Genomic DNA, 21,207 nt, shown 5'->3' on the forward strand with positions numbered 1-21,207 from the left:
CGAACCGTTTCGGACCGGTCGCCCGGAACCACGCGCAACGCAACGCTGAGGGGAGGAATCCACGCATGATCGCACGTCTTCTGACCGGTGCCGCCCTGGCTGCCCTGACGGTCGGTGTCCTGTCCACCGCGCCTCTGTCGACCGGACAGGCCTTGGCCCAGCAGGGCAAGCTGTCCGGGGAGACGGTCAAGATCGGTGTGCTGAACGACCGCTCCGGCCTCTACGCCGATCTGGGCGGCGAGGGATCGGTCATCGCCGCGCGCATGGCCGCGGAGGAGTTCGGCAACAAAATTCTCGGCAAGCCCATCGAGATCATCGCGGCCGACCACCAGAACAAGCCCGACATCGGCGCCAACCTCGCCCGCCAATGGATCGATCAGGACGGTGTCGACGTCATCGTCGACGTGCCGAACTCCGGCGTGGCGCTTGCGGTCCAGGAGGTGACGAAGGAGAAGAAGAAGATCTTCCTGATGGAAGGTCCGGCCACTTCCCGGCTGACCGGCGACGCCTGCTCCCCCACCGGCTTCCATTGGCCCTACGACACCCGCGCGCTGGCGGTAGGAACCGGGCAGGCCATGGTGAAGGAAGGCGGAGACAGCTGGTTCTTCATCACCGCCGACTATGCCTTCGGCCACCAGCTGGAGGCCGATACCTCGGTCGAGGTCAAGAAGGCCGGCGGCAAGGTGATGGGATCGGTGAAGGCGCCGCTGAACACTGCCGACTTCTCCTCCTTCCTGTTGCAGGCGCAATCGTCGGGCGCCAAGGTGGTCGGGCTGGCCAACGCCGGCGGCGACACCATCACCTCGATCAAGCAGGCATCCGAGTTCGGCCTGACGCAGGGCGGCCAGCAGAAGCTGGCGGGCCTGCTGATCTTCCTGTCCGACGTGCATGCGCTGGGCCTGGCCGTCGCACAGGATCTGGTGCTGACCACCGGCTTCTACTGGGACCGCGACGACGATACGCGCGCCTGGTCTAAAAAGTTCTTCGACCGCCACGGCAGGATGCCGACGATGGTGCAGGCCGGCAGCTATTCCGCCGTCCGCCATTACCTGAAGGCCATCGAGGCCGCCGGCACCGACGACGGACCGACCGTCGCCGCCAAGATGAAGGAGATGCCGGTCAACGACATGTTCGCCAAGAACGGCACCATCCTGCCCAACGGCCGCATGGTCCATGACATGTATCTGGCCCGCGTGAAGAAGCCGGCCGAATCGAAGGGGCCGTGGGACTACTACCAGATCCTGCGCACCATCCCCGGCAAGGAGGCCTTCGCGACCTTCGAGGAAAGCGGTTGCAAGCTGCCGAAGTGATGTGCCCCGTGATCTGTCGGCTGGCTTGACAGGCTTTTGCGGTTCGACAGGGACCGGCATCCCCGCTGCGACAACGGCCGCAGGGCTGTGACGCTGCAGGGATGCCGTCGGGAGGCCAACGCTCATGATGGGAACGATTTTCGGCATTCCACCCCAGGCGCTGTTCGGTCAGCTTCTGCTGGGGTTGATCAATGGGTCGTTTTACGCGCTGCTCAGCCTGGGGCTGGCGGTGATCTTCGGCATGCTGAACGTCATCAACTTCGCCCACGGCGCGCTCTACATGATGGGGGCCTTCGTGGCGTGGTTGCTGCTGACCTATACCGGCATCGGCTATTGGTGGGCGTTGCTGCTGGCGCCGGCCATCGTCGGGCTGTTCGGGGTGGTGCTGGAAAAGACGCTGTTGTCGCGGCTGTACAAGCTCGACCATCTCTATGGGCTGTTGCTGACCTTCGGGGTGGCGTTGATCGTCGAGGGTGCGTTCCGCCACCAGTACGGCGTATCGGGCCAGCCCTATCCGATCCCCGACGCGCTGAAGGGCGGCAACAATCTGGGCTTCATGTTCCTCCCCAACTACCGTGGCTGGGTCGTGGTGGCATCGCTGATCGTCTGCATCAGCACCTGGATCGCCATAGAAAAGACGAAGCTCGGCGCCTATCTGCGTGCCGCGACCGAGAATCCGGTGCTGGTTCAGGCCTTCGGCATCAACGTGCCGCGCATGGTCACACTCACCTATGCCTTCGGGGTTGCGCTGGCCGGGCTGGCCGGGGTGCTGGCGGCGCCGATCTACCAGGTGTCGCCGCTGATGGGCTCCAACCTGATCATCGTGGTGTTCGCGGTGGTGGTGATCGGTGGCATGGGATCGATTTTGGGCGCGGTGTTGACCGGTTACGGTCTTGGCCTGTTGGAGGGGCTGACAAAGGTGTTCTATCCGGAGGCCTCGAACATCGTGGTCTTCGTCATCATGGCGGTGGTGCTGATGATCAAGCCCGCCGGCCTGTTCGGACGGGAAAGGTGACCGCATGAGCCTCCATTCGCAAAGCAGCGCCCGAACTCCCGCCAAGGCGTCGACCGATGACCAGTCGCCGGCCGCCGGGACCGGAGCGATGGCAGCGCGGCTGGGGGCGGTGGCGGCTTTGGCGGTCCTGCTGGCGGCTCCCTTCTTCCTCTACCCGGTCTTCTTGATGAAGGTGCTGTGCTTCGCGCTGTTCGCCTGCGCCTTCAATCTGCTGATCGGCTTCGGCGGCCTGTTGAGCTTTGGACATGCTGCCTTCTTCGGCAGCGCCGCCTATGTCACAGCGCACACGGTGAAGGTCTGGGGGTTGTCGCCCGAGTTGGGCATCCTGTTGGGCACCGCTGCGGCTGCCGTCCTGGGGCTGGCCTTCGGTGGCATCGCGATCCGGCGGCAGGGAATCTATTTCGCCATGATCACGCTGGCATTGAGCCAGATGGTGTTCTTCCTGGCGCTGCAACTGCCCTTCACCCATGGCGAGGACGGCATCCAGGCGGTGCCGCGCGGCACGCTGTTCGGCGTCATCAACCTGAACGAGCCCATGGCGATGTATTATACGGTTCTGGGGGTGTTCCTGATCGGATTCGCCATCATCTGGCGCACAGTCCATTCACCGTTCGGACAGGTGCTGAAGGCGATCCGCGAGAACGAACCGCGTGCCGTCTCGCTGGGGTATCGCACCGACCGCTACAAGCTGCTGGCCTTCGTACTGTCGGCGACGCTCACCGGGCTGGCCGGCGGGACCAAGGCCATCGTGTTCCAATTGGCGACCCTGACCGACGTGACGTGGCAGATGTCGGGCGAGGTGGTGCTGATGACGCTGCTGGGTGGCATGGGTACGTTGTCCGGACCGGTGGTTGGCGCGGCACTGGTGGTGACGCTGGAAAACTATCTGGCGGCGACCAGCCTGCCGGTTCCGGTGGTGATCGGCTGCATCTTCATCGTCTGTGTCCTGCTGTTCCGCCGCGGCATCGCCGGCGAAATCCTTGCACGCTTCGGGAAACAGCAACGGAATGGCTAAGCTGTATTAATCAAAAGAGAAAGTGTTGCCAAGGCGATATTACAGAACAATGTAGCATAAAATACGATTCCGATTCATAGCATACCTACCACGAAAGAAGGGGGGTGGTCCTGTTATTTTGCGCCCTGGAACGTTTTGCTTCTCGGATGTTATACCACTCAACGCGTGCGGCGGTGCAGCAAAATGACCGACGCGGGCTTTGGGAAGAAACGTCCAAGCGGACGATAATATTCGAGGAGCATCCCGCATGGCCACGGACAAAGACCATAACACCACACGCGATACCGCCGATCGGGCGAAGGGCTCGGTCGAGGACATGACCCGTGCCGGAGAAGCGACCACTCGCCGGGCCGCCGATGCTGCCCGGTCGATCGGAGAGCAGGCCGGCGAAGCCGGGCGGCATGCCAATGAAGCCGGTGTGGAAACAGGTCGGAAGATACTGGGCGCCAGCGCCGAAATGGCCCGGCGCGGTGCCAGTACAACGCAATCTGTGATGGGCACCGCTTCCGAGGTCGCGGGCCGCACATCGGAAAAACTGCAGCGGGCACTTGGCCTGTCAAAGGAAGCACAGGGCGAAGTCGCCAGCCAGACGCGCGAAACCATGGACGTGATGGTCCAGTGCGGCAGTGTTCTTGCCGATGGCTGGCAGAACGCGTGGCGCGAATGGATGGGACTGGCGCAGGATGTCGCCACCCGGAACGCCGAAGGCATGAACGCCCTGTTGCGCAGCCGTAGCGTGCCCGATTTCTATGCGGTGCAGAGCCGCATGCTGAAGGACAACATGCAACTGGTGCTCGATCGAAGCATCAAGATCTCCGAGATGTCGGCTCGCTCCGCCAACGATGCGGCGACCAAGCTGAACGCCCGCATCGAAGGTGCGGCACAGCAGACCGAGCGGCGGTTCTGAGCCGTCGGCACGGTACTGGACGATCTCCATCCTGACCTGCCCCCGGCCCGCGAAGGCCGGGGGTTCTTTCGTTTCCGCTTCAAGCCGCTTCCGGCGTCAGCCAACTGATCGCGCTACCGCCGCCGATGGTGGGCAGGACGGCATGCAGGGCCGGCAGCATGGCGCGCAACGTCTCGTCCAGTCGCCAGGGCGCGTTGACGATCAGCAGGCCCGAGCCGTTCAGCCGCAGATGGGTGTCTTCCGGATGCCAGGTCAGTTCGGCGATCAGGATCTTCGGGATTCCAGTCTTCTCAACAGCTTCCTGGAACCGCCAGACCGCTGCCCGCTCCTTGATCGGATACCACAGGGCAAAGATGCCGGTGGGCCAGCGCCGATGCGCCAATGCCAGCCCCTCCGCCATGCGTGCGAACTCGTCGGGCTGTTCGAAAGGCGGGTCGACCAGCACCAGCCCGCGCTTCTCCCGGGGCGGCAGATGGGCCTTCAACGCCGTGTAGGCGTCGGTCTGGTGGACGGCGACGCTGCGGTCTCCGGCGAACTCGGCCTTCAGGCTGCGGGCGTCGTCGGGGTGCAGTTCCACCAGGACCATCCGGTCCTGTGGGCGCAGGGCTGCACGGGCGATGTGGGGAGACCCAGGGTACCAGCGCAGCGCACCGTTCGGGTTCAGGGTCCGCACCGCATCCAGGTAGGGCGCCAGGGCCGGGTGGGGCGGAAGGTCGCCCTGCAGGCCGGCCCATAGACGGCCGATGCCCTCGTCGCTCTCCCCGGTCTTGCGGGCGGCTTCCGAGGCGAGGTCGTAACGGCCGATGCCGGCATGGGTGTCGAGCACGCAGAAGGGCGCGGGCTTGGCGCGCAGATGATCCAGGATCAGCGCCAGCACGGCATGTTTCATCACGTCGGCCGGGTTGCCGGCGTGAAAGATGTGACGGTAGTTCATGCGCCGGGGTTTACCCGATCACGGCACTTTGCGCCAGCGTCTTGCCGGCTTGGCCAAACCTGTGCGATCGGAGATCGAGCCGGGCGCGATGCGGCTCAGTTGATCGCGGCGACCTGCTGCGCATTGCGGAAGCTGCGGCGGGTGCGCGGGGCAACGCTGACGGGATCGGTATCTTCGCAACGGGAGGAGGCGAGCAGCTTGGCGCTCTGCGCATCCAACTCAGAAAGGCTCTGCCAGATCTTGCAGACATAGGCCTGGGCGCGGCGGCCCGAGCCGCCATTGTAGCGCGCCAGCGCAGTCTTCCAGTTGCCTTCCTCGCCATGGAAACGGATCAGGAGCTGGCCGGCATAGAAGACGTTGTCGCGCGGCTCGACGATTCGCTCCAGCGGCTGGAACTCGCCGCGGTGGCTGGCCACCGACAGCTGCATGCAGCCGACATAGGTGTTGGAGCGAAGCTGGCCGCGATGGTCGCGCAGGTGGCGGGCCGCATCGCTGACGTTGCGGGCGTAGTAGGGACGGCCCTGCACGCTCATGGCGAAGGGGTGCGGCGCACCGTCCTGGCCGCTTTCGATCAGGGCGATGGCGACCAGCATGCCCGACGGAATGCCCAGCTTCTGTTCGGCTTCCACCGCATGGGTGACGCAGCTTTCCTTGGAGAGAACGGGAGAGGCGGATTGGGCCTGGGCAGTGCCGGCCACGGTCATGGCGAGCAACGGAGCCGTCAGCAGTCCGGCAGCCAGTGCGAAACGCCCACCCCCTGTGGCGCGTACGCGCTGATTTCGTGCCTGCATCCCAAATCTCCTTCTGCTGACGCCCCGTCCATTACGGCGGCTGTTTGACCCCCCGCGCGGGGCCGTTCTTCCGGTCACCGAGTCGCTTACGGCGACCGCCTCCTACCCAAGTGTTCTGCGCCTCCCGATCGGGCGCCGCGGTCACACTTCCAAAAATTTGATCCATCGTCAACCCGCTTGCTCCCTGGTAATACCACAGCTTTCGTCCGACACATGTCACGCAGGGCTGCCGGACGGAAGAAGTAGGCGCTTCGATGAGTGGCATAAGCCCTTGAATTGCCACATTTGATGACACAATCGATCGGGGTGGCCCCGTCGTCCTGCGCGCCCCTACGGACACCCTACGAAAAATGGGCTAATGCGACCGCGTGTCGCCCGAATCACACGTCCGGAGGATTTTCACCACCCCCTTGCGCAACGCAGCATGTTGGGGCAGTAAACTGCGCCGCTCCATTTCCCCGGACCTTGGCCGACCCCGCGAATCCGGGCAGAGAACGATTCTGCAGCGTTTCCCGGGATCGCCCCGACAGCGGCCGGATGGGAGCCTGCCGATCCGGCGCCACCGCTTCGGCCCAAACCCGACGATAGAGGAATCCCAGTTGCCAGCGGATCCGTCCTTCGGCGAAGCGTCGCCCGCTTCCCTTCCCGATCAACTGTTCCGGTACGGTTACGATCGGCTTTATGCAGGGGATTTCACAGCCGCCGCCGATGGATTCCGCAGGACGGCCGCCATCGTTCCGGACAATGGCGAGGCCTGGGCGGCGTTGGCGGATGCCAATGGCGGCTCTGGCGCCTTGGGACGCAGTGCCGCTGCCTGGCGGTGCGCCGTTATCCTGGAACCGGGGAACTGGACCTGGCGGCTGATGCTGGCAGAGGCCTTGCGGCATTGCGGCGAAATTCCTGCCGCACTTGCGTTCCACACACAGCTGGTGGCCGAGCGCAGCGATTCGGCGCAAGCCCGACTCGGGCTCGCCCGCTGCCTGACCGCACTTGGGCGGATGGATGAGGCGCTGGACGAGTTCCGGGAGGCGGTTGCCCTGCGTCCCGACGACCGTGACGCGGTCCTGGCCCTGGCGGAGGCGCTGACCGCATGTGGCGATGCCCTGGCCGCGGTGGAGCTGCTCCAGCCGCTGGCGCGGCGCTTCGACGACGACACCACGGTCCATCATGCGCTTGGCCGCGGCTGGTTGGCGTTGCGGGAACCGGTCAAGGCCCTGACGGCGCTGCGCCGTGCGCGTGACGGTGCCGAAGGCGACGAGGCCGCCGCCATCGAACGGCTGGTCTCGGCGTTGGAGGCCGGGGAGGGGGCCGACCTGTCGGCCTCCTATGTCCGCGCCCTGTTCGACCGCTATGCCGACCGATTCGACCAGGATCTCGTCGGCAAGCTCGGCTATGCGGCGCCGGAGTTGCTGCGCGGGGCGATGGATCGCGTCCTGCCGGGAGCGGCGGGCCTGCGGATCCTCGATCTCGGCTGCGGCACCGGACTTGCCGGCGTCAGCTTCAAGCCGCTGGCCGGGCATCTGGCCGGGGTCGACCTGTCGCCGCGCATGGTGGAAAAGGCACGTCAACGTGGCCTCTATGACGAACTCGGCGTCGGCGACGTGGTGGAGGCGATGGAGCGGACGCCCGGCGCCTGGGACCTGCTGGTCGCCGCCGATGTGCTGGTCTACATCGGCGATCTCGTCCCGGTCTTCGCGGCGGCGGCCTCTGCCCTGCCGCCGGGGGGGCGCTTCGCCGCCACGGTTGAGCGGTTGCCGGCGGAGTCTGCCGAGCCCTTCGCGCTCGGAGCGACACGCCGCTATGCCCATGCGGAGACCTATGTCAGGGCCGCCGCGCAGGCGGCGGGCTTCTCGGTCCGCCTGATCGAGCCCTGTACCCCGCGCCGGGAAAAGGGAGTGCCGGTCGACGGGCTGCTGTTCGTGATGGAGCGCGGCTCACTGTAACCGAACAGGGGTCAATCAAATGGCTTGTGCATAGTGACCGGGGTCGCCCGGCAGGCACCAACGTGCATGCAGCTGGCCCTTGCCGTCGAAGGCGCAGGCGATCCATCCCGGCCCCTGCAACAGCGCGTGCCCGCCCTCGGCGAAAATCGGCAACTCGAAGCGGTGGGTGGGCGTCCGGCCGGACCGGGCCGCCATTGCCGCCAGACGCGCCCGCCAGCGGAGTCGCCAATCGGGGTGGACATCGCCGGTGAAGCGGGGGGCATAGAGCTGCCACATCTCCAACCCGCCACCGCGCAGCACGCCGCGCCCCGCGCTTCCGGCCAGCCCGCGCGAAGCGACGGTGATGCGGCAGCCGCTGCGCCGGGAGAAGTCAGCCAGCATACGGACCAGCCGGTCCCGGTCGGCATGACGCCCCGCAACGGCCCATCGGGTGCTCCAGGCGGTGCCCGGCCGACCCTCCAGCAGGCGGCCCAGCCGCTGCAACAGGCCGGCGGGCCGGCTGTCGGAGGGTTGGCCGGGCACGGCGCCTGCCGGCACCAGCAGTGGTCCGCCGCTGACCAGGATCAGGTGACGGCAGCCGGAAAAACGGTCCAGCCAGTCCGGCAGCAGGCTCCAGTCACGGTCCGGCAGCAGGTGCCGGCGGCTGCGGTCGCTCCACAGATCGAGCGCCAGCAGGCCGACCTCCCCGACGACGAATCCCTGCGACAGCGTTCCGCCGGCGGCACCCCACAGGCAATCGGGTGGCGAATCGGCAACCGAGGCGGTCTGGAACAGCTGGACCTGCCGCCGCGCCGCCGCAATCAGCGGGCGCAGACTGCGCGACGCGGCATCGCCATCCTCCCGACCGCTCCAGGCGTCGGCCAGAAGGCGCCCGAGGTCGGTGCCATCCCACATCATCACCGACGGGATGGACGCCAGCGCATCCGCCGCGGCCGCACTGCTCCAGATCCGCAGCATGCGTTCAAAGCCGGCATTCATCAGCTCTTCCGTCAGACCGGGCCGGGGCGGGCCCAGCCGATGGACGGCGGCCAACAGTCCGGCGGTCTGGGGAGCAGCGGCCATCACCGCGTCGCCATTGCTCTGCCCGCCGGCCTGGACCAGCAGATGATAGCGGTCGGCGGCATGGCGGGAGACGAGGTCCGGCCATAGGGATGGGGGTTGGGACTGGGTCTGGGCCTGGTCCTGGCCCTGGAACGACGCACCGCCGGACGGCTCCGGCGCTGTCATTCCGCTTCCATACAGAATGGCCATTCTCGGAAATGAATGACGCCCCGGAACAATTATGGTCCAGCGCGGTCCGTCGGGAAACCCATAGGCGACGTCGGTGTCGCGCATGCCGCGCGGCACTGCGAAGTCGAAGCGCCAGACATGGCGGCGGCGCCAGACGGTCAAATGGCGCGGCGGAACCGGGAGGGTGACGCCGTCCACCCGTAGATCGTCCGGTTCGACCTCGCCATCCAGCACGAACAGCGCCGACAGCCACCAGCGGTCGCGTTGCTCACCGCGAAAATACAGGATGGGGCCGAGCAGGATGCTCGGCTCCGCTCGTCTGCGCGCCATGGTCCATCCGTCCGATCCGGGCCTTCACCAAAAGAAGGGCGGTGCCGCATCCCATAGCGCAAGGGGATGCCGGAGGGAGAAGAAATTATGGCAGCCGGTCGATCCGAGGTCGAACGACCCATGGACAGCCGATTTCCCGGCCCGTCCATGGATGGTCCGGCGACACCCCGGTCAGCCGTTCCGTTTACGCAACAGTTCGAGCATGCGGGAGGGAACCTCCTCGCTCAGCACCGGATCGTAAAGGCGATGGAGTTCCTCCACATGCTGTCGGTGCTGAACGAGCAGTGCCCTGGCATCTGGGTCGCTCTGCACCACGCTCTCGAATTCCGCGCGCTCCTGCTCATCCAGGGCGCCGTCCAGATAGGCGTTTATATCGGTCATCGTCACACGCTTCATCTCTGTCGTTCCCGGATGGGTCGCCGGGGAGTCTTCCCTGGGACACGATCAACCGTGACACGTCCGGCGTGGCACGTCCGGCGGCGGCGCCGTTCCCGGAAAAGGCCAGCCGAAAGGACGCCTGCTTCCCATCTTACGGGCATGAACCTCGGCCATACCAGTCCGACGAACGGCACGATCATCGCTCCCTTTCGAGGCGGGCAATCCGGCATCGGCATCCTCTTTCGCGTCGCCCGGGCAATTAACAGAGCGGCATCGCCTATTGTTCCGGGCCGCGCAGCCGGGCGGAACGCGATGCAATTGGGTCTGTTGTCGTTGTGCAACGCAGCCCATCCGCGTCACGAAGGCGTCACCTTGGAAGGAGAGTGCCCATGGCTCAGCAAGAGAGCCGACATCCGGCCAGTCAACCGCCGCAGCATCAGGACAAGCGGCCCGGACACCAGGGTCCGATGACTCCCCAGCCGTCGGAAACCCGGCCCGGCTATCGCGGCAGCGGCAAGCTGCGCGACAAGGTGGCGCTGATCACCGGCGGAGACAGCGGCATCGGGCGTGCCATCGCCGTTCTGTACGCGCGCGAAGGGGCCAAGGTCGGCATCCTCTACCTGAGCGAGGACGGGGATGCCCGCGAAACCCGCCGGCTGGTGGAGGCGGAGGGCCAGCCCTGCACCGTCCTGAGCGGCGACGCCGGCCAGGAGGAGACCTGCCGCAAGGCGGTGGAGCGGATGATCGCCGACCATGGCCGCCTCGACATCGTGATCAACAACGCGGCGGAGCAGCACCCGCAGAAGTCGATCGAGGACATCACCGCCGAGCAGTTGGAGCGGACCTTCCGCACCAACATCTTCTCCCAGTTCTTCATGGTGAAGGCGGCGCTGCCGCATCTGCACGAGGGGGCCTGCATCGTCAACACCACCTCCGTCACCGCCTACAAGGGCAGTCCGGAGTTGCTGGACTATTCGGCGACCAAGGGCGCCATCGTCGCCTTCACCCGGTCGCTGTCCATGGCGCTGGCCGACCGTGGCATCCGGGTCAACGCCGTCGCTCCCGGCCCGATCTGGACCCCGCTGATCCCGTCCACCTTCGACGAGGAGAAGGTGGAGAGCTTTGGCGGCAACGTGCCGATGAAGCGCGCCGGCCAGCCCGACGAGGTGGCTCCATGCTTCGTGTTCCTCGCCTCCGCCGATTCCTCCTACATGTCGGGTCAGGTGCTGCACCCGAACGGCGGTACGGTGGTTAACGGCTGATAAGCAGCTGATTCCTGGCCGGGATTCTCCCGGAGGCGCGCGTGGCAGGACCAGGAAAAAATGGCCCCCGCGTCGATGACGCGGGGGCCTGAGGCGGAGAAAAGAGTGGTCAGGCGGCCATCAGGGTGTTCAGCCGTTCACGTGCGCGGCACAGGCGGGAACGGATGGTGCCGATCGAGACGTTCAGCGTTTCCGCCGCCTCCTGGTAGGGGCGGCCTTCGATGGCGACCAGCTTCACCACCTTGCGCTGGCTGGGAGTGAGGGAGGAAAAGGCGCGGTCGACGTCGCGGAAGACCAGGCGCGACATCTGCGCCGCATCGACCGACATGGCGCCGTCCCACAGTTCCACCTTGGTCACGTGGCGGTCGCGCTGAAGATTGTTGAAATGCAGGTTCTTCAGCATGGTGGTCAACCATGCCTGCATGTTGGTGCCGGGTTCGAAACGATGCTGGCGTGAAAGGGCGCGGGCCATGCAATCCTGCAACAGGTCTTCCGCCGCGCTGGCGTCGCGGGTCAGCTTGCAGGCATAGCGCTGCAGATTGGGCATGCAACGGATCAGTTCGTTTTCGAACGAGTACGCCATGGTCTTTTCTTCCTCCACGGTCTGGCCTCCACGGTCTGGTGCGTCTCCGGCCGGGGAACGGCGGAACCCGGCGGGGGCGGCATTGGGCGTTCCGGCGCGCATTCGGCGCTGCCGGTTCGAAAGGCTGGTGGTATCTTGTGCGGTCTTGCGGCCTCAGATCCTGAGGTGCCGGGCGGTCCGGAGGTCCGCCACAGCGCGGCCCGTCATCTGGCGCGGGGCGGAGATCCGTGCAGGAAGCCGCGGCACGATCCGGTCGGCGGTGGCGTCATCGGCGGTTCCCTCTTTGCCCGTCGTTGATCGTGTCGGGCTCTTAACGCACCGCCCGTCGCCGATGTTCCACCGGAGGATTCGGAAAGAGTGACATCGGTGGCAGATCGAAGCGATTCCGGTCACGGTCCCGCTTGCCGGGTTTACCACCATCGAATGCGCAGGGGGGCGGCACGGGGAGGGCCGGTCAGGCGCGGTACGGCTGGTGTCAGGGCCGGGGACTGGGCAGCGGACCGGTGGGCAGCGGGCGAGACGGGGAACCGGAAGGAGCCAGCGCCTTTTCCAGCCGTAGCGCCGCCATCTCGTCCTCGTAATAGGCGGGATAGACGGCGAAGCGGCGATATCCGGCTGCAGTGTAGAGCGCGATGGCCGCCGTGTTGTCCGCCCGCACCTCCAACCGCAGGGCGGTGGCTCCCATCGCCGTTGCCGCACTCTCGAGTGCCGGCAGCAGTCGCCGGGCGATACCCCGGCCGCGATGGGACGGTGCGACGGCAAAGGATGTGAGCCGGGCGAAACCCGTGCCGGCATGGACCGCGACGACGCCGTAGGCGACCGCTTGGCGCGCGCCGTCCGGCGGGCCGCAATCCGCCACCAAAACCACACCTTTCGCCTTGAGGATCGCATATCGGAAATTGCGCCGCGTCATCCGGTCGGTCGCGAAGCTCTGCTCCTCGATCGACAACAGCGCGGGGATGTCGGCCGGTTCGGCGCGGCGAATGCCGATGCGTGTTGCATCGCAGTGGACAGGAACGATTTCGTGACGCATCGTTGACGGGAAAAAAGGGGCGTTGGTGTGATCCTACTCCCTTTTACCACAGGGAAACGATTGTACGCTCCGTGTGGGAAAGCTTTGTTTAACCAACAGCGCAGACACTTCCCGCATCTTGGAGCGTCGTCCTTCCAGCCGCCCGCTCCCATTGGCCTTTCAAGCAGAAAGTCAGGACATGGACGCTCGGTACAAATCGCGTGACATCGAACGCCGCAGTCTGGATGTCGACGGCCTCAAACGGTCGTTCTTGGAGTGGCTGGTCTACTCGGTCGGCAAGGATGCGCGGGCTGCGACCCGGCGCGACTGGTTCCATACCGTTGCGCTCGCCGTGCGCGACCGCGTCGTCGACCGCTGGATGGACACGACACGCAGCTATTATCACGAGGACGCCAAGCGCGTTTACTACCTGTCGCTGGAATTCCTGATCGGCCGGCTGCTGACCAACAGCCTGTCGAACCTGGGCATCATGGACGAATGCCGGCAGGCGCTGGACCGTCTCGGCCTGTCGATGGAGGACGTCGTCGACGCGGAGCCGGACGCGGCGCTCGGCAACGGCGGCCTCGGCCGCCTGGCCGCCTGCTTCCTCGACAGCATGGCCTCGCAGGGGCTGCCCGGCTACGGCTACGGCATCCGCTACGAGTTCGGCCTGTTCGAGCAGCGCTTCGAGAATGGCTGGCAGGTCGAGTATCCCGAGCAGTGGCTGCAGTTCGGCAACCCCTGGGAATTCGCCCGCCCGGAGGTGCTGTATCCGGTCCAGTTCTACGGCCGCGTCGAGGAGTTCCGCGACAGCGTCGGCGAACGCGCCTACCGCTGGGTCGATGCCGACCGCGTGCTGGCGATGGCCTACGACACGCCGGTCGTCGGCTATGGCGGCGACACCATCAACACCCTGCGGCTGTGGTCGGCGCGTGCCACCCGCGACTTCAACTTCGGCCACTTCAACGACGGCGCCTACATGAAGGCGGTCGAGCAGAAGATCCTGTCGGAGAATCTCAGCCGCGTCCTCTATCCCAACGACGCGACCGAGACCGGCAAGGAGCTGCGGCTGAAGCAGGAGTATTTCTTCACCTCGGCCTCGCTGCAGGACATCCTGCGCCGCTATCTCCAGCACCACACCAGCTTCGACAACCTGCCCAACAAGGCGGCGATCCAGCTGAACGACACGCATCCGGCCATCGGCATCGCCGAGCTGATGCGCCTGCTGGTCGACCAGCACGCCCTGCGCTGGGACAATGCGTGGGAGATCACGCGCGCCACCTTCGCCTACACCAACCACACCCTGCTGCCCGAGGCGCTGGAAGCCTGGCCGGTGAGGATGATCGAGCGGGTGCTGCCGCGCCACATGCAGATCATCTACGAGATCAACGCCAAGTTCCTGAACCGCACCAAGGCCAAGGCCGCCGGCGACAACGCCCGGCTGTCGCGCCTGTCGCTGATCGACGAACGCGGCGAGCGGCGCGTGCGCATGGGCAACCTCGCCTTCCTGGGGTCGCATAAGGTCAACGGCGTCTCGGCCCTGCACACCGACCTGATGAAGCAGACGGTCTTCAACGATTTCCACGAGGAATTCCCGGACCGCATCAACAACAAGACCAACGGCATCACCCCGCGGCGCTGGCTGAAGCAGGCCAACCCGGCCCTGTCGGAGCTGATCACCACCCGCATCGGCCAGGGCTGGATCTCCGACCTGTCGCAGATATCGGCGCTGCGCGAAAAGGCCGACGACGTGGTGTTCCGTGAGGAATTCCGCCGGGCCAAGCGCAAGAACAAGAAGCGGCTCGCCGCCTACATTGCCCGCCAGACCGGCGAGGAGGTGCTGGTCGACAGCATCTTCGACGTCCAGGTCAAGCGCATGCACGAATACAAGCGCCAGCTGCTGAACGTGCTGCACACCATCGCGTTGTACAACGAGATGCGCGACAATCCGACCGTCAGCTGGGTGCCGGTCACCAAGATCTTCGCCGGCAAGGCGGCGCCGTCCTACCACATGGCCAAGCTGATCATCAAACTGATCAACGACGTCGCCAAGGTGGTGAACCACGACCCGTCGGTGCATGACAACCTGAAGGTCGTGCTGCTGCCCAACTACAATGTCACCGCGGCGGAGATCATCATCCCGGCCGCCGACCTGTCGGAACAGATCTCCACCGCCGGCATGGAGGCGTCGGGCACCGGCAACATGAAGCTGGCACTGAACGGCGCGCTGACCATCGGCACGCTGGACGGCGCCAACGTGGAGATCCGAGAGCATGTCGGGCCCGACAACATCTTCATCTTCGGCATGACCGCGGACGAGGTGAACGACCTGCGCGCGACCGGCGGCTTCAACCCGCGCGAGGTGATCGCGTCGAACCCCAGCCTGAAGCGGGCGCTCGACATGATCTCCACCGGCGCCTTCTCGCCGGACGACCGCAACCGCTACCACCCGATCGTCCAGGCGCTGACCGACGGCGGCGACCATTTCCTGGTGACGGCAGACTTCGCCGACTATTGCCAGGCGCAGGACGCGGCGATGCAATTGTACCGCGACCAGGAGGAATGGACCCGCAAGGCCATCCTGAACACCGCCAGCATGGGTTGGTTCTCGTCCGACCGTACGGTCAACGAGTATGCCGAAGAGGTCTGGGACGTACACCCGGTACACCCGAACCACGAAGGCGAGGGATACCGGTAAGGGGATTGGGTGCTGAGATCTTGCCCCCTCCCTAACCCTCCCCCGCCTTTGGCGGTGGAGGGGACTGCCGCCGCTTTACCGTAAGGCACCCTCTCCCGCGCAGCGGGGGAGGGTCGGGGAGGGGGCAAGTGGCGCTGCGGCCGAACCATACCCAGCGCTTTACAAGCCCCCTCCAATGGGCTATGACAACCTGTATGAACCGCAAGGCCATCACCATCACTACGACGAAAAAAGCGACTCGCTTCGGCGGGAAGCGTCGTGGTGCGTGCTGATCGGATCGACCAGCGTTTCTTCCACGAGGCAGGCCCCGCCGGACATCGGACGGGGCCTCGTCGTATCCGGGGTCCGCTGTCCGAACGACCGATAGGCCGGTCCGATCAACAGTGCGATAGACAGGACGGAACCCCGACATGAGCAGCAACACCGCCTCCGTTTCCCCCCGCCGCGTCGCCGTGGTCGGCGCCACCGGTGCCGTCGGCCGCGAGATGGTCAAGGTCCTGCACGACCGCAACTTCCCGGTCGCCGAGCTGGGCCTGTTCGCCTCCGAGCGTTCGGCCGGCAAGGTGCAGGAAACCCCCTATGGTGCCCTGACCCTGAAGGCGTTCGACGCCGATGCCGTCAAGGGCTATGACGTGGTCCTGCTGGCGGTGTCGGGCGACTTCGCCAAGGCGCATGCCAAGGATCTGGCGTCGGCCGGAGCGCTGGTGATCGACAACAGCTCCGCATTCCGCTACGACGCCGACATCCCGCTGATCGTGCCGGAGATCAACGCCCACGTCTTCCGCGAAGCGTACGCCGCCGGTTCCCGCCTGATCGCCAACCCGAACTGCACCACCGCCATCGCCGTCGTGGCGCTCGGGCCCCTGCACAAGGCCTTCGGCATCAAGCGCGCCATCGTCTCCACCTATCAGGCCACCAGCGGCGCCGGTGCCGAGGGAATGGCCGAGCTGGAGGAGCAGACCCGCAACCAGCTGGACGGCAAGCCGGTCACCAACAGCGTGTTCCGCCACCCGATCCCCTTCAACCTGATCCCCCAGATCGATGCCTTCCAGGAGAACGGCTACACGAAGGAGGAGATGAAGGTGACGTGGGAGACGCGGAAGATCATGGAGGTTCCCGATCTTCTGCTCAGCTGCACCGCCGTCCGCATCCCGACCTACCGCGCCCATTCCGAGGCGATCACGCTGGAGACCATCCAGCCGGTCACGCCCGACGCCGCCCGCGCGGTGCTGGCCGATGCTGCCGGCGTGAAGCTGGTGGACGATCCGGCCAACGGCGCCTACCCGATGCCGCTGAACGCCACCGGCCAGTATGATGTCGAGGTCGGCCGTATCCGCACCAACCTCGTGTTCGGCGACCATGGCCTGGACCTGTTCGTCTGCGGCGACCAGCTGCTGAAGGGCGCCGCCCTGAACGCGGTGCAGATCGCCGAGCTGGCTCTCTGATCGGTTGAGCTCTGCGGGACGGATCTCCGTCCCGCAGAATCCCCATATGAGAATACAGTGGTATTGATTTCCCAGTTGCGGAAATTCCATTGCGCGTTTCATTATACGCCCGACAGTGCTTCTGGCGGCACGGCTCGGCTCGACCAGTGCCCCCGTCGCCGTCGCATCCAGACACGAGGCGATGATGGATTACCTGATCAGCGACATCGTTTTGGTTGGCTGCAGCTTCGTCCCCGTGGGCTTTCTGCCCTGCGACGGCAGCATCCTCCCAATCGCGCAGTACGAAGCGCTCTATTCCCTGATTGGCCCGCAATATGGCGGCGACGGCCATACGACCTTCGCCCTGCCGAACCTGAAGGGGAAGGAGCCGCTGCCAAGCCTTCACTACGTCATCTGCAACGACGGCACCTATCCGCAGCGGCCCTGACGGACCCGCGCCGGGACCGGGCTGGCGGAACGCTCTGGAATCCGCCCGGCGCTGCTGCTATCTAATCGACGGGGGCCGGTGGGCGTTTTTCGCCTGCCGGCCCCTTTCGCCGTTCGTAGGATCACCTTCTCTTGTCACGGGACTTCGTGCATGTCCGAACTTCAGGATGCCGTCTCCCGCCGTCGGACCTTTGCCATCATCGCGCACCCCGACGCCGGTAAGACCACGCTCACCGAAAAGCTGCTGCTGTTCGGCGGCGCCATCCAGATGGCCGGCGCCGTCAAGGCGCGTGGCGAACAGCGGCGTGCCAAGTCGGATTGGATGAAGGTGGAGCGCGAGCGCGGCATCTCCGTCACTGCCTCCGTCATGACCTTCGATTTCGACGGGCGCACCTTCAACCTGCTCGACACGCCAGGCCACGAGGACTTCTCGGAGGACACCTACCGCACGCTGACCGCAGTGGACAGTGCGGTGATGGTGATCGACGGCGCCAAGGGCATCGAGGCGCAGACGCTGAAACTGTTCGAGGTCTGCCGTCTGCGCGACGTGCCGATCATGACCTTCTGCAACAAGATGGACCGCGAAGCGCGCGATCCCTTCGACCTGATCTCGGAGATCGAAAGCGCGCTGGCGCTGGAGGTCACCCCGGCGAGCTGGCCGATCGGCATGGGCCGCGACTTCCTGGGCTGCTACGATCTGATCCGCGACCGGCTGATCCTGATGGACCGCAGCAAGGGCGACGAGATCGACGCGGGCATCGAGTGCAACGGACTGGACGACCCCAAGCTGGACGAACTGCTGCCGGCCCATGCCGTCGCCAAGCTGCGCGAGGAGGTCGAGATGGCGCGCGGCCTGATGCCGGCCTTCGATCTGGAATCCTACCGAGCCGGGCACCTGACGCCGATCTATTTCGGCTCCGCCATCAACAATTTCGGCGTGCGCGAGCTGCTGTCCGGTCTGGCGGAGAACGCTCCGCCCCCGCGTCCGCAGCCGGCCGATCCGCGCACCGTCCAGCCGGACGAGGACAAGGTCACCGGCTTCGTGTTCAAGGTCCAGGCCAACATGGACCCGAATCACCGCGACCGCATCGCCTTCGTACGCCTGTGTTCCGGCCGCTACAAGCGCGGCGCCAAGCTGAAGCACATCCGCTCGGGCAAGCTGATGGCGGTGAACAACGCCGTGCTGTTCCTCGCCCGCGACCGCGAGGTGGCGGAAGAGGCGTGGCCCGGCGACATCATGGGCATCCCGAACCACGGGTCCTTGCGCATCGGCGATACGCTGACCGAGGGCGAGGATCTGCGCTTCACTGGCGTGCCCAGCTTCGCGCCGGAACTGCTGCAGCGCGTCCGCCCGGACGATCCGATGCGGGTGAAGCACCTGCGCAAGGCGCTGGAGCATTTCGCAGAAGAGGGCGCCTCCCAGGTGTTCAAGCCGCTGACCGGCGCCGACTGGGTGGTCGGCGTGGTCGGCCAGCTGCAGTTCGAGGTCCTGGCCTCGCGCATCGAGGCGGAATACGGCATCGCCGCCCGCTTCGAAGGGGCCGGTCTCGACGCAGCCCGCTGGATCGAGACCGACGACAAGGTCCAGTTGGAGAAGTTCATCGAGCTCAACCGCTCCGCGCTGGCGGAGGACCATGACGGCGCCCTGGTGTTCCTGGCCCGCAACGCCTGGCACCTGAACCGCGCGCAGGAGGATTTTCCCGCCCTGCGCTTCCTGAAGACCCGCGAGCAGAACCGCAAGGTCCACACCGCGGCTTGACGACCTGACTGAGAAGCGGCTGTCAGATCGGCCGCCCGCCCGCCCGCCGATACCGTGGGCGGGCACCCTTCCAGATAGCAGCTCGGCATGGTTGGACCCTCTACGGATTGACGGCTTGACGCCGTCAATCCGGTGGAAGAACGTGTGCTGGCGCGCGAAACAGTTTCGACACTCAATCAGCGACCTCGAATGGTCGGGTGGGTTCGGACAAGGGGCGGAGATGGCCGTGGGATTGGATGAACTCCTGGATACCGGCGGCTTCGTGCCGCATGGCGTCTGCCTGCTCTGGCGTCCCGATCTGCTGGCGCTTCATGTCGGATCCGACGCGCTGATCGGCTTGTCCTACTTTTCGATTCCCCTGGCGCTGCTCTATTTCGTCTATCGTCGTCGTGACGTGGCCTTCGGCTGGGTCGCGATTCTGTTCGCCCTGTTCATCATCGCTTGCGGCAGCACCCATTTCCTCTCGATCTGGACGCTGTGGGAGGCGGATTACGTGCTGGAAGGAGCGGTGAAACTGATCACCGCGGTCGTATCGCTGGCCACCGCGGCGACGCTGTGGTGGCTGATGCCACGCCTCCTGGCCTTGCCCAGCCCGGCGCAGCTGGAGCGCAGCAACGCTGCGCTGGAGCATGAGATCGCCATCCGCCGGCAGATGGAGCAGCGCTACTCAGGCTTCTTCAACAATCTGGCAGAAGCGCTGTTCATCGTCGAGGTGCTGCCCGACGGCGGTTTCGCCTATCAGGCGATCAATCCGGCACTGGCGCGGGCAACGGGCCTGGATCCGGAGACGCTGCGCGGAAGGCGGGTGGAGGATGCACTGTCGCCGGAAGTCGCGGACAGTGTGCTCCCCCGCTATGCGCAATGCCGGGACAGCGGCGAAAGCGTCGACTATGAGGAGGTGCTGTCGCTGCCGGTAGGCCAACGCGTGTTCCACACCATGCTCGTTCCGGTGAGGGACGCCGCCGGCCGGGTGGCCCAGCTTTTGGGCAGCGGTCGTGATGTGACCGAGCGCAAGCGGCTGCAGGAGGAAATGGTGCAGACCTCCAAGCTGGCGACGCTGGGCACCCTGGCCGCCGGAATGGCCCATGAGATGAGCCAGCCGTTGAACGTCATCCGCCTGTGGACGGAGAACACGCTGGCCCGGCTGCGTGAGACCACGTTCGATCCCGTCAGAACCGAACGGGCGCTGACGCTGGTGATCGACCAGACCGAGCGCATGGCCAAGCTGATCGACCATGTCCGCACCTTCGGACGGCGGGACGGCGGCGGAACCCAGATCTTCCATCCCGCCCATTGTGTGCGCAGCGCGGTGGAACTGGTGCGTCACCAGTACGCGTTGGAAAACATAGAGGTGGTTGAAAATGCCACGTCAGCCGACCGGCCGGTGAGTGGCCGCCCCCTTGAATTGGAGCAGGTCATACTCAACCTTTTGTCGAATGCTCGGGATGCGATCAACGCATGCCGCGCGGCAGAGGGCAGGGCAGGATGCATCATGGTGGCGGTGGACAATGATCGTGACGGACACAACACGGTCATCCAGGTGACCGACGACGGCGGCGGCATCGATCCGACGGTGCTGCCCCGGATCTTCGACCCCTTCTTCACGACCAAGGAGGTCGGAAAGGGCTCCGGCCTCGGCCTGTCCATCGGTTACGGCATCATCGACGGCATGGGCGGCCGCATCGATGCCCGCAACGTCGAACTGGACGGCGGACGCTGCGGCGCCCGCTTCACCATCACCCTGCCGAGCCTGCCAGTGTCCTCATCCGACCGGGAGTTGTCGCATGCCTGACCCATTCCACATCCTGGTCGCGGAGGACGAGGTTCTGGCCGCGATGGCGCTGGAGGATTTCCTGTCCTTCAAGGGGTTCCGCGTCACCGTCGCCGCCAACGGGCTGGAAGCGCTGGAACATTACACACGGGACCGGGTGCATGCGCTGGTGACCGACCTGCGCATGCCGCGGATGGACGGCCATGCGCTGATCAAGGAAATCCGCGAACGGGACGCGACGCTGCCGGTGGTGGTGATGACCGGCTTTCTGACCCAGGACAGCGACCTGACCCACGAGCGTTGGAAGCCGCTGGAAATCCTGAGCAAGCCGGTCAATCCGCGCACAATCTGCAACACGCTGCATCGTATGCTGGGCCTGCCGCAGGAAGGGTGACCGG

The 21,207-nt window shown here is 65.7% G+C and carries 18 protein-coding genes; 12 read left to right on the top strand and 6 right to left on the bottom strand.

Annotated features, from left to right (window positions below):
• The first annotated feature begins 65 nt into the window (after positions 1–65).
• From ABMY26_RS20510 to ABMY26_RS20525, 4 genes are all read left to right on the top strand, one after another.
• Entirely contained in the window at positions 66–1,310 is a 1,245-nt protein-coding gene (locus ABMY26_RS20510; protein WP_372396516.1) for an ABC transporter substrate-binding protein, read from the top strand.
• 127 nt (positions 1,311–1,437) lie between these two features.
• On the top strand, positions 1,438–2,325 hold the full coding sequence (locus ABMY26_RS20515; RefSeq protein ID WP_372399043.1) for a branched-chain amino acid ABC transporter permease: 888 nt from the start codon (positions 1,438–1,440) through the stop codon (positions 2,323–2,325).
• A 4-nt stretch (positions 2,326–2,329) separates the two neighbouring features.
• The gene (locus tag ABMY26_RS20520; protein WP_372396517.1) at positions 2,330–3,340 is read left to right on the top strand and encodes a branched-chain amino acid ABC transporter permease; all 1,011 of its coding nucleotides are present in this window, start codon (positions 2,330–2,332) and stop codon (positions 3,338–3,340) included.
• 247 nt (positions 3,341–3,587) lie between these two features.
• Complete coding sequence (locus ABMY26_RS20525; RefSeq protein WP_372396518.1) at positions 3,588–4,247, top strand: phasin family protein; 660 nt, start codon at positions 3,588–3,590, stop codon at positions 4,245–4,247.
• Positions 4,248–4,326: 79 nt separating this feature from the next.
• Here ABMY26_RS20525 and ABMY26_RS20530 read toward each other — a convergent pair whose 3' ends face one another.
• Positions 4,327–5,181 carry a 23S rRNA (adenine(2030)-N(6))-methyltransferase RlmJ gene (locus tag ABMY26_RS20530; RefSeq protein WP_372396519.1) on the bottom strand — a complete coding sequence of 285 codons (855 nt, stop codon included), beginning with the start codon at positions 5,179–5,181 and terminating at the stop codon, positions 4,327–4,329.
• A 95-nt stretch (positions 5,182–5,276) separates the two neighbouring features.
• On the bottom strand, positions 5,277–5,972 hold the full coding sequence (locus tag ABMY26_RS20535; RefSeq protein WP_372396520.1) for a transglycosylase SLT domain-containing protein: 696 nt from the start codon (positions 5,970–5,972) through the stop codon (positions 5,277–5,279).
• Positions 5,973–6,835: 863 nt separating this feature from the next.
• Between ABMY26_RS20535 and ABMY26_RS20540 the strand changes: the two genes are divergently transcribed.
• Complete coding sequence (locus tag ABMY26_RS20540; RefSeq protein ID WP_372396521.1) at positions 6,836–7,915, top strand: tetratricopeptide repeat protein; 1,080 nt, start codon at positions 6,836–6,838, stop codon at positions 7,913–7,915.
• A 15-nt stretch (positions 7,916–7,930) separates the two neighbouring features.
• Here the strand turns inward: ABMY26_RS20540 and ABMY26_RS20545 are convergent, their stop codons facing one another.
• Together ABMY26_RS20545 and ABMY26_RS20550 are read right to left on the bottom strand one after the other, a co-directional pair.
• Positions 7,931–9,475, bottom strand: coding sequence for a hypothetical protein (locus ABMY26_RS20545; RefSeq protein WP_372396523.1), 1,545 nt, complete (start codon positions 9,473–9,475; stop codon positions 7,931–7,933).
• Positions 9,476–9,646: 171 nt separating this feature from the next.
• Entirely contained in the window at positions 9,647–9,871 is a 225-nt protein-coding gene (locus ABMY26_RS20550; protein ID WP_045580164.1) for an anti-sigma factor, read from the bottom strand.
• A 371-nt stretch (positions 9,872–10,242) separates the two neighbouring features.
• Between ABMY26_RS20550 and ABMY26_RS20555 the strand changes: the two genes are divergently transcribed.
• Positions 10,243–11,115, top strand: coding sequence for an SDR family oxidoreductase (locus ABMY26_RS20555; RefSeq protein WP_372396524.1), 873 nt, complete (start codon positions 10,243–10,245; stop codon positions 11,113–11,115).
• A 109-nt stretch (positions 11,116–11,224) separates the two neighbouring features.
• Here the strand turns inward: ABMY26_RS20555 and ABMY26_RS20560 are convergent, their stop codons facing one another.
• Entirely contained in the window at positions 11,225–11,698 is a 474-nt protein-coding gene (locus ABMY26_RS20560; protein ID WP_372396525.1) for a sigma-70 family RNA polymerase sigma factor, read from the bottom strand.
• Between the two features lie 475 nt (positions 11,699–12,173).
• The gene (locus ABMY26_RS20565) at positions 12,174–12,731 is read right to left on the bottom strand and encodes a GNAT family N-acetyltransferase (RefSeq protein WP_372396526.1); all 558 of its coding nucleotides are present in this window, start codon (positions 12,729–12,731) and stop codon (positions 12,174–12,176) included.
• 178 nt (positions 12,732–12,909) lie between these two features.
• Here ABMY26_RS20565 and ABMY26_RS20570 point away from each other — a divergent pair, with 178 nt between their 5' ends.
• The 6 genes from ABMY26_RS20570 to ABMY26_RS20595 all read left to right on the top strand — a co-directional run bounded on the left by ABMY26_RS20570 (position 12,910) and on the right by ABMY26_RS20595 (position 21,203).
• Positions 12,910–15,408: a glycogen/starch/alpha-glucan phosphorylase gene (locus ABMY26_RS20570; RefSeq protein WP_372396527.1), complete on the top strand. Its 2,499-nt coding sequence runs from the start codon at positions 12,910–12,912 to the stop codon at positions 15,406–15,408.
• 410 nt (positions 15,409–15,818) lie between these two features.
• Positions 15,819–16,853 carry an aspartate-semialdehyde dehydrogenase gene (locus tag ABMY26_RS20575; RefSeq protein WP_372396528.1) on the top strand — a complete coding sequence of 345 codons (1,035 nt, stop codon included), beginning with the start codon at positions 15,819–15,821 and terminating at the stop codon, positions 16,851–16,853.
• A 184-nt stretch (positions 16,854–17,037) separates the two neighbouring features.
• Positions 17,038–17,280 carry a phage tail protein gene (locus tag ABMY26_RS20580; protein ID WP_372396529.1) on the top strand — a complete coding sequence of 81 codons (243 nt, stop codon included), beginning with the start codon at positions 17,038–17,040 and terminating at the stop codon, positions 17,278–17,280.
• 150 nt (positions 17,281–17,430) lie between these two features.
• Complete coding sequence (locus tag ABMY26_RS20585) at positions 17,431–19,038, top strand: peptide chain release factor 3 (protein WP_372396530.1); 1,608 nt, start codon at positions 17,431–17,433, stop codon at positions 19,036–19,038.
• Between the two features lie 115 nt (positions 19,039–19,153).
• On the top strand, positions 19,154–20,830 hold the full coding sequence (locus tag ABMY26_RS20590; RefSeq protein ID WP_372396531.1) for a sensor histidine kinase: 1,677 nt from the start codon (positions 19,154–19,156) through the stop codon (positions 20,828–20,830).
• Entirely contained in the window at positions 20,823–21,203 is a 381-nt protein-coding gene (locus ABMY26_RS20595; protein WP_372396532.1) for a response regulator, read from the top strand. The genes ABMY26_RS20590 and ABMY26_RS20595 overlap by 8 nt, the downstream gene beginning before the upstream one ends.
• Positions 21,204–21,207: the final 4 nt, after the last annotated feature.

Source organism: Azospirillum sp. HJ39 (assembly GCF_041507355.1).
Classification (GTDB): Bacteria; Pseudomonadota; Alphaproteobacteria; order Azospirillales; family Azospirillaceae; genus Azospirillum; species Azospirillum thiophilum.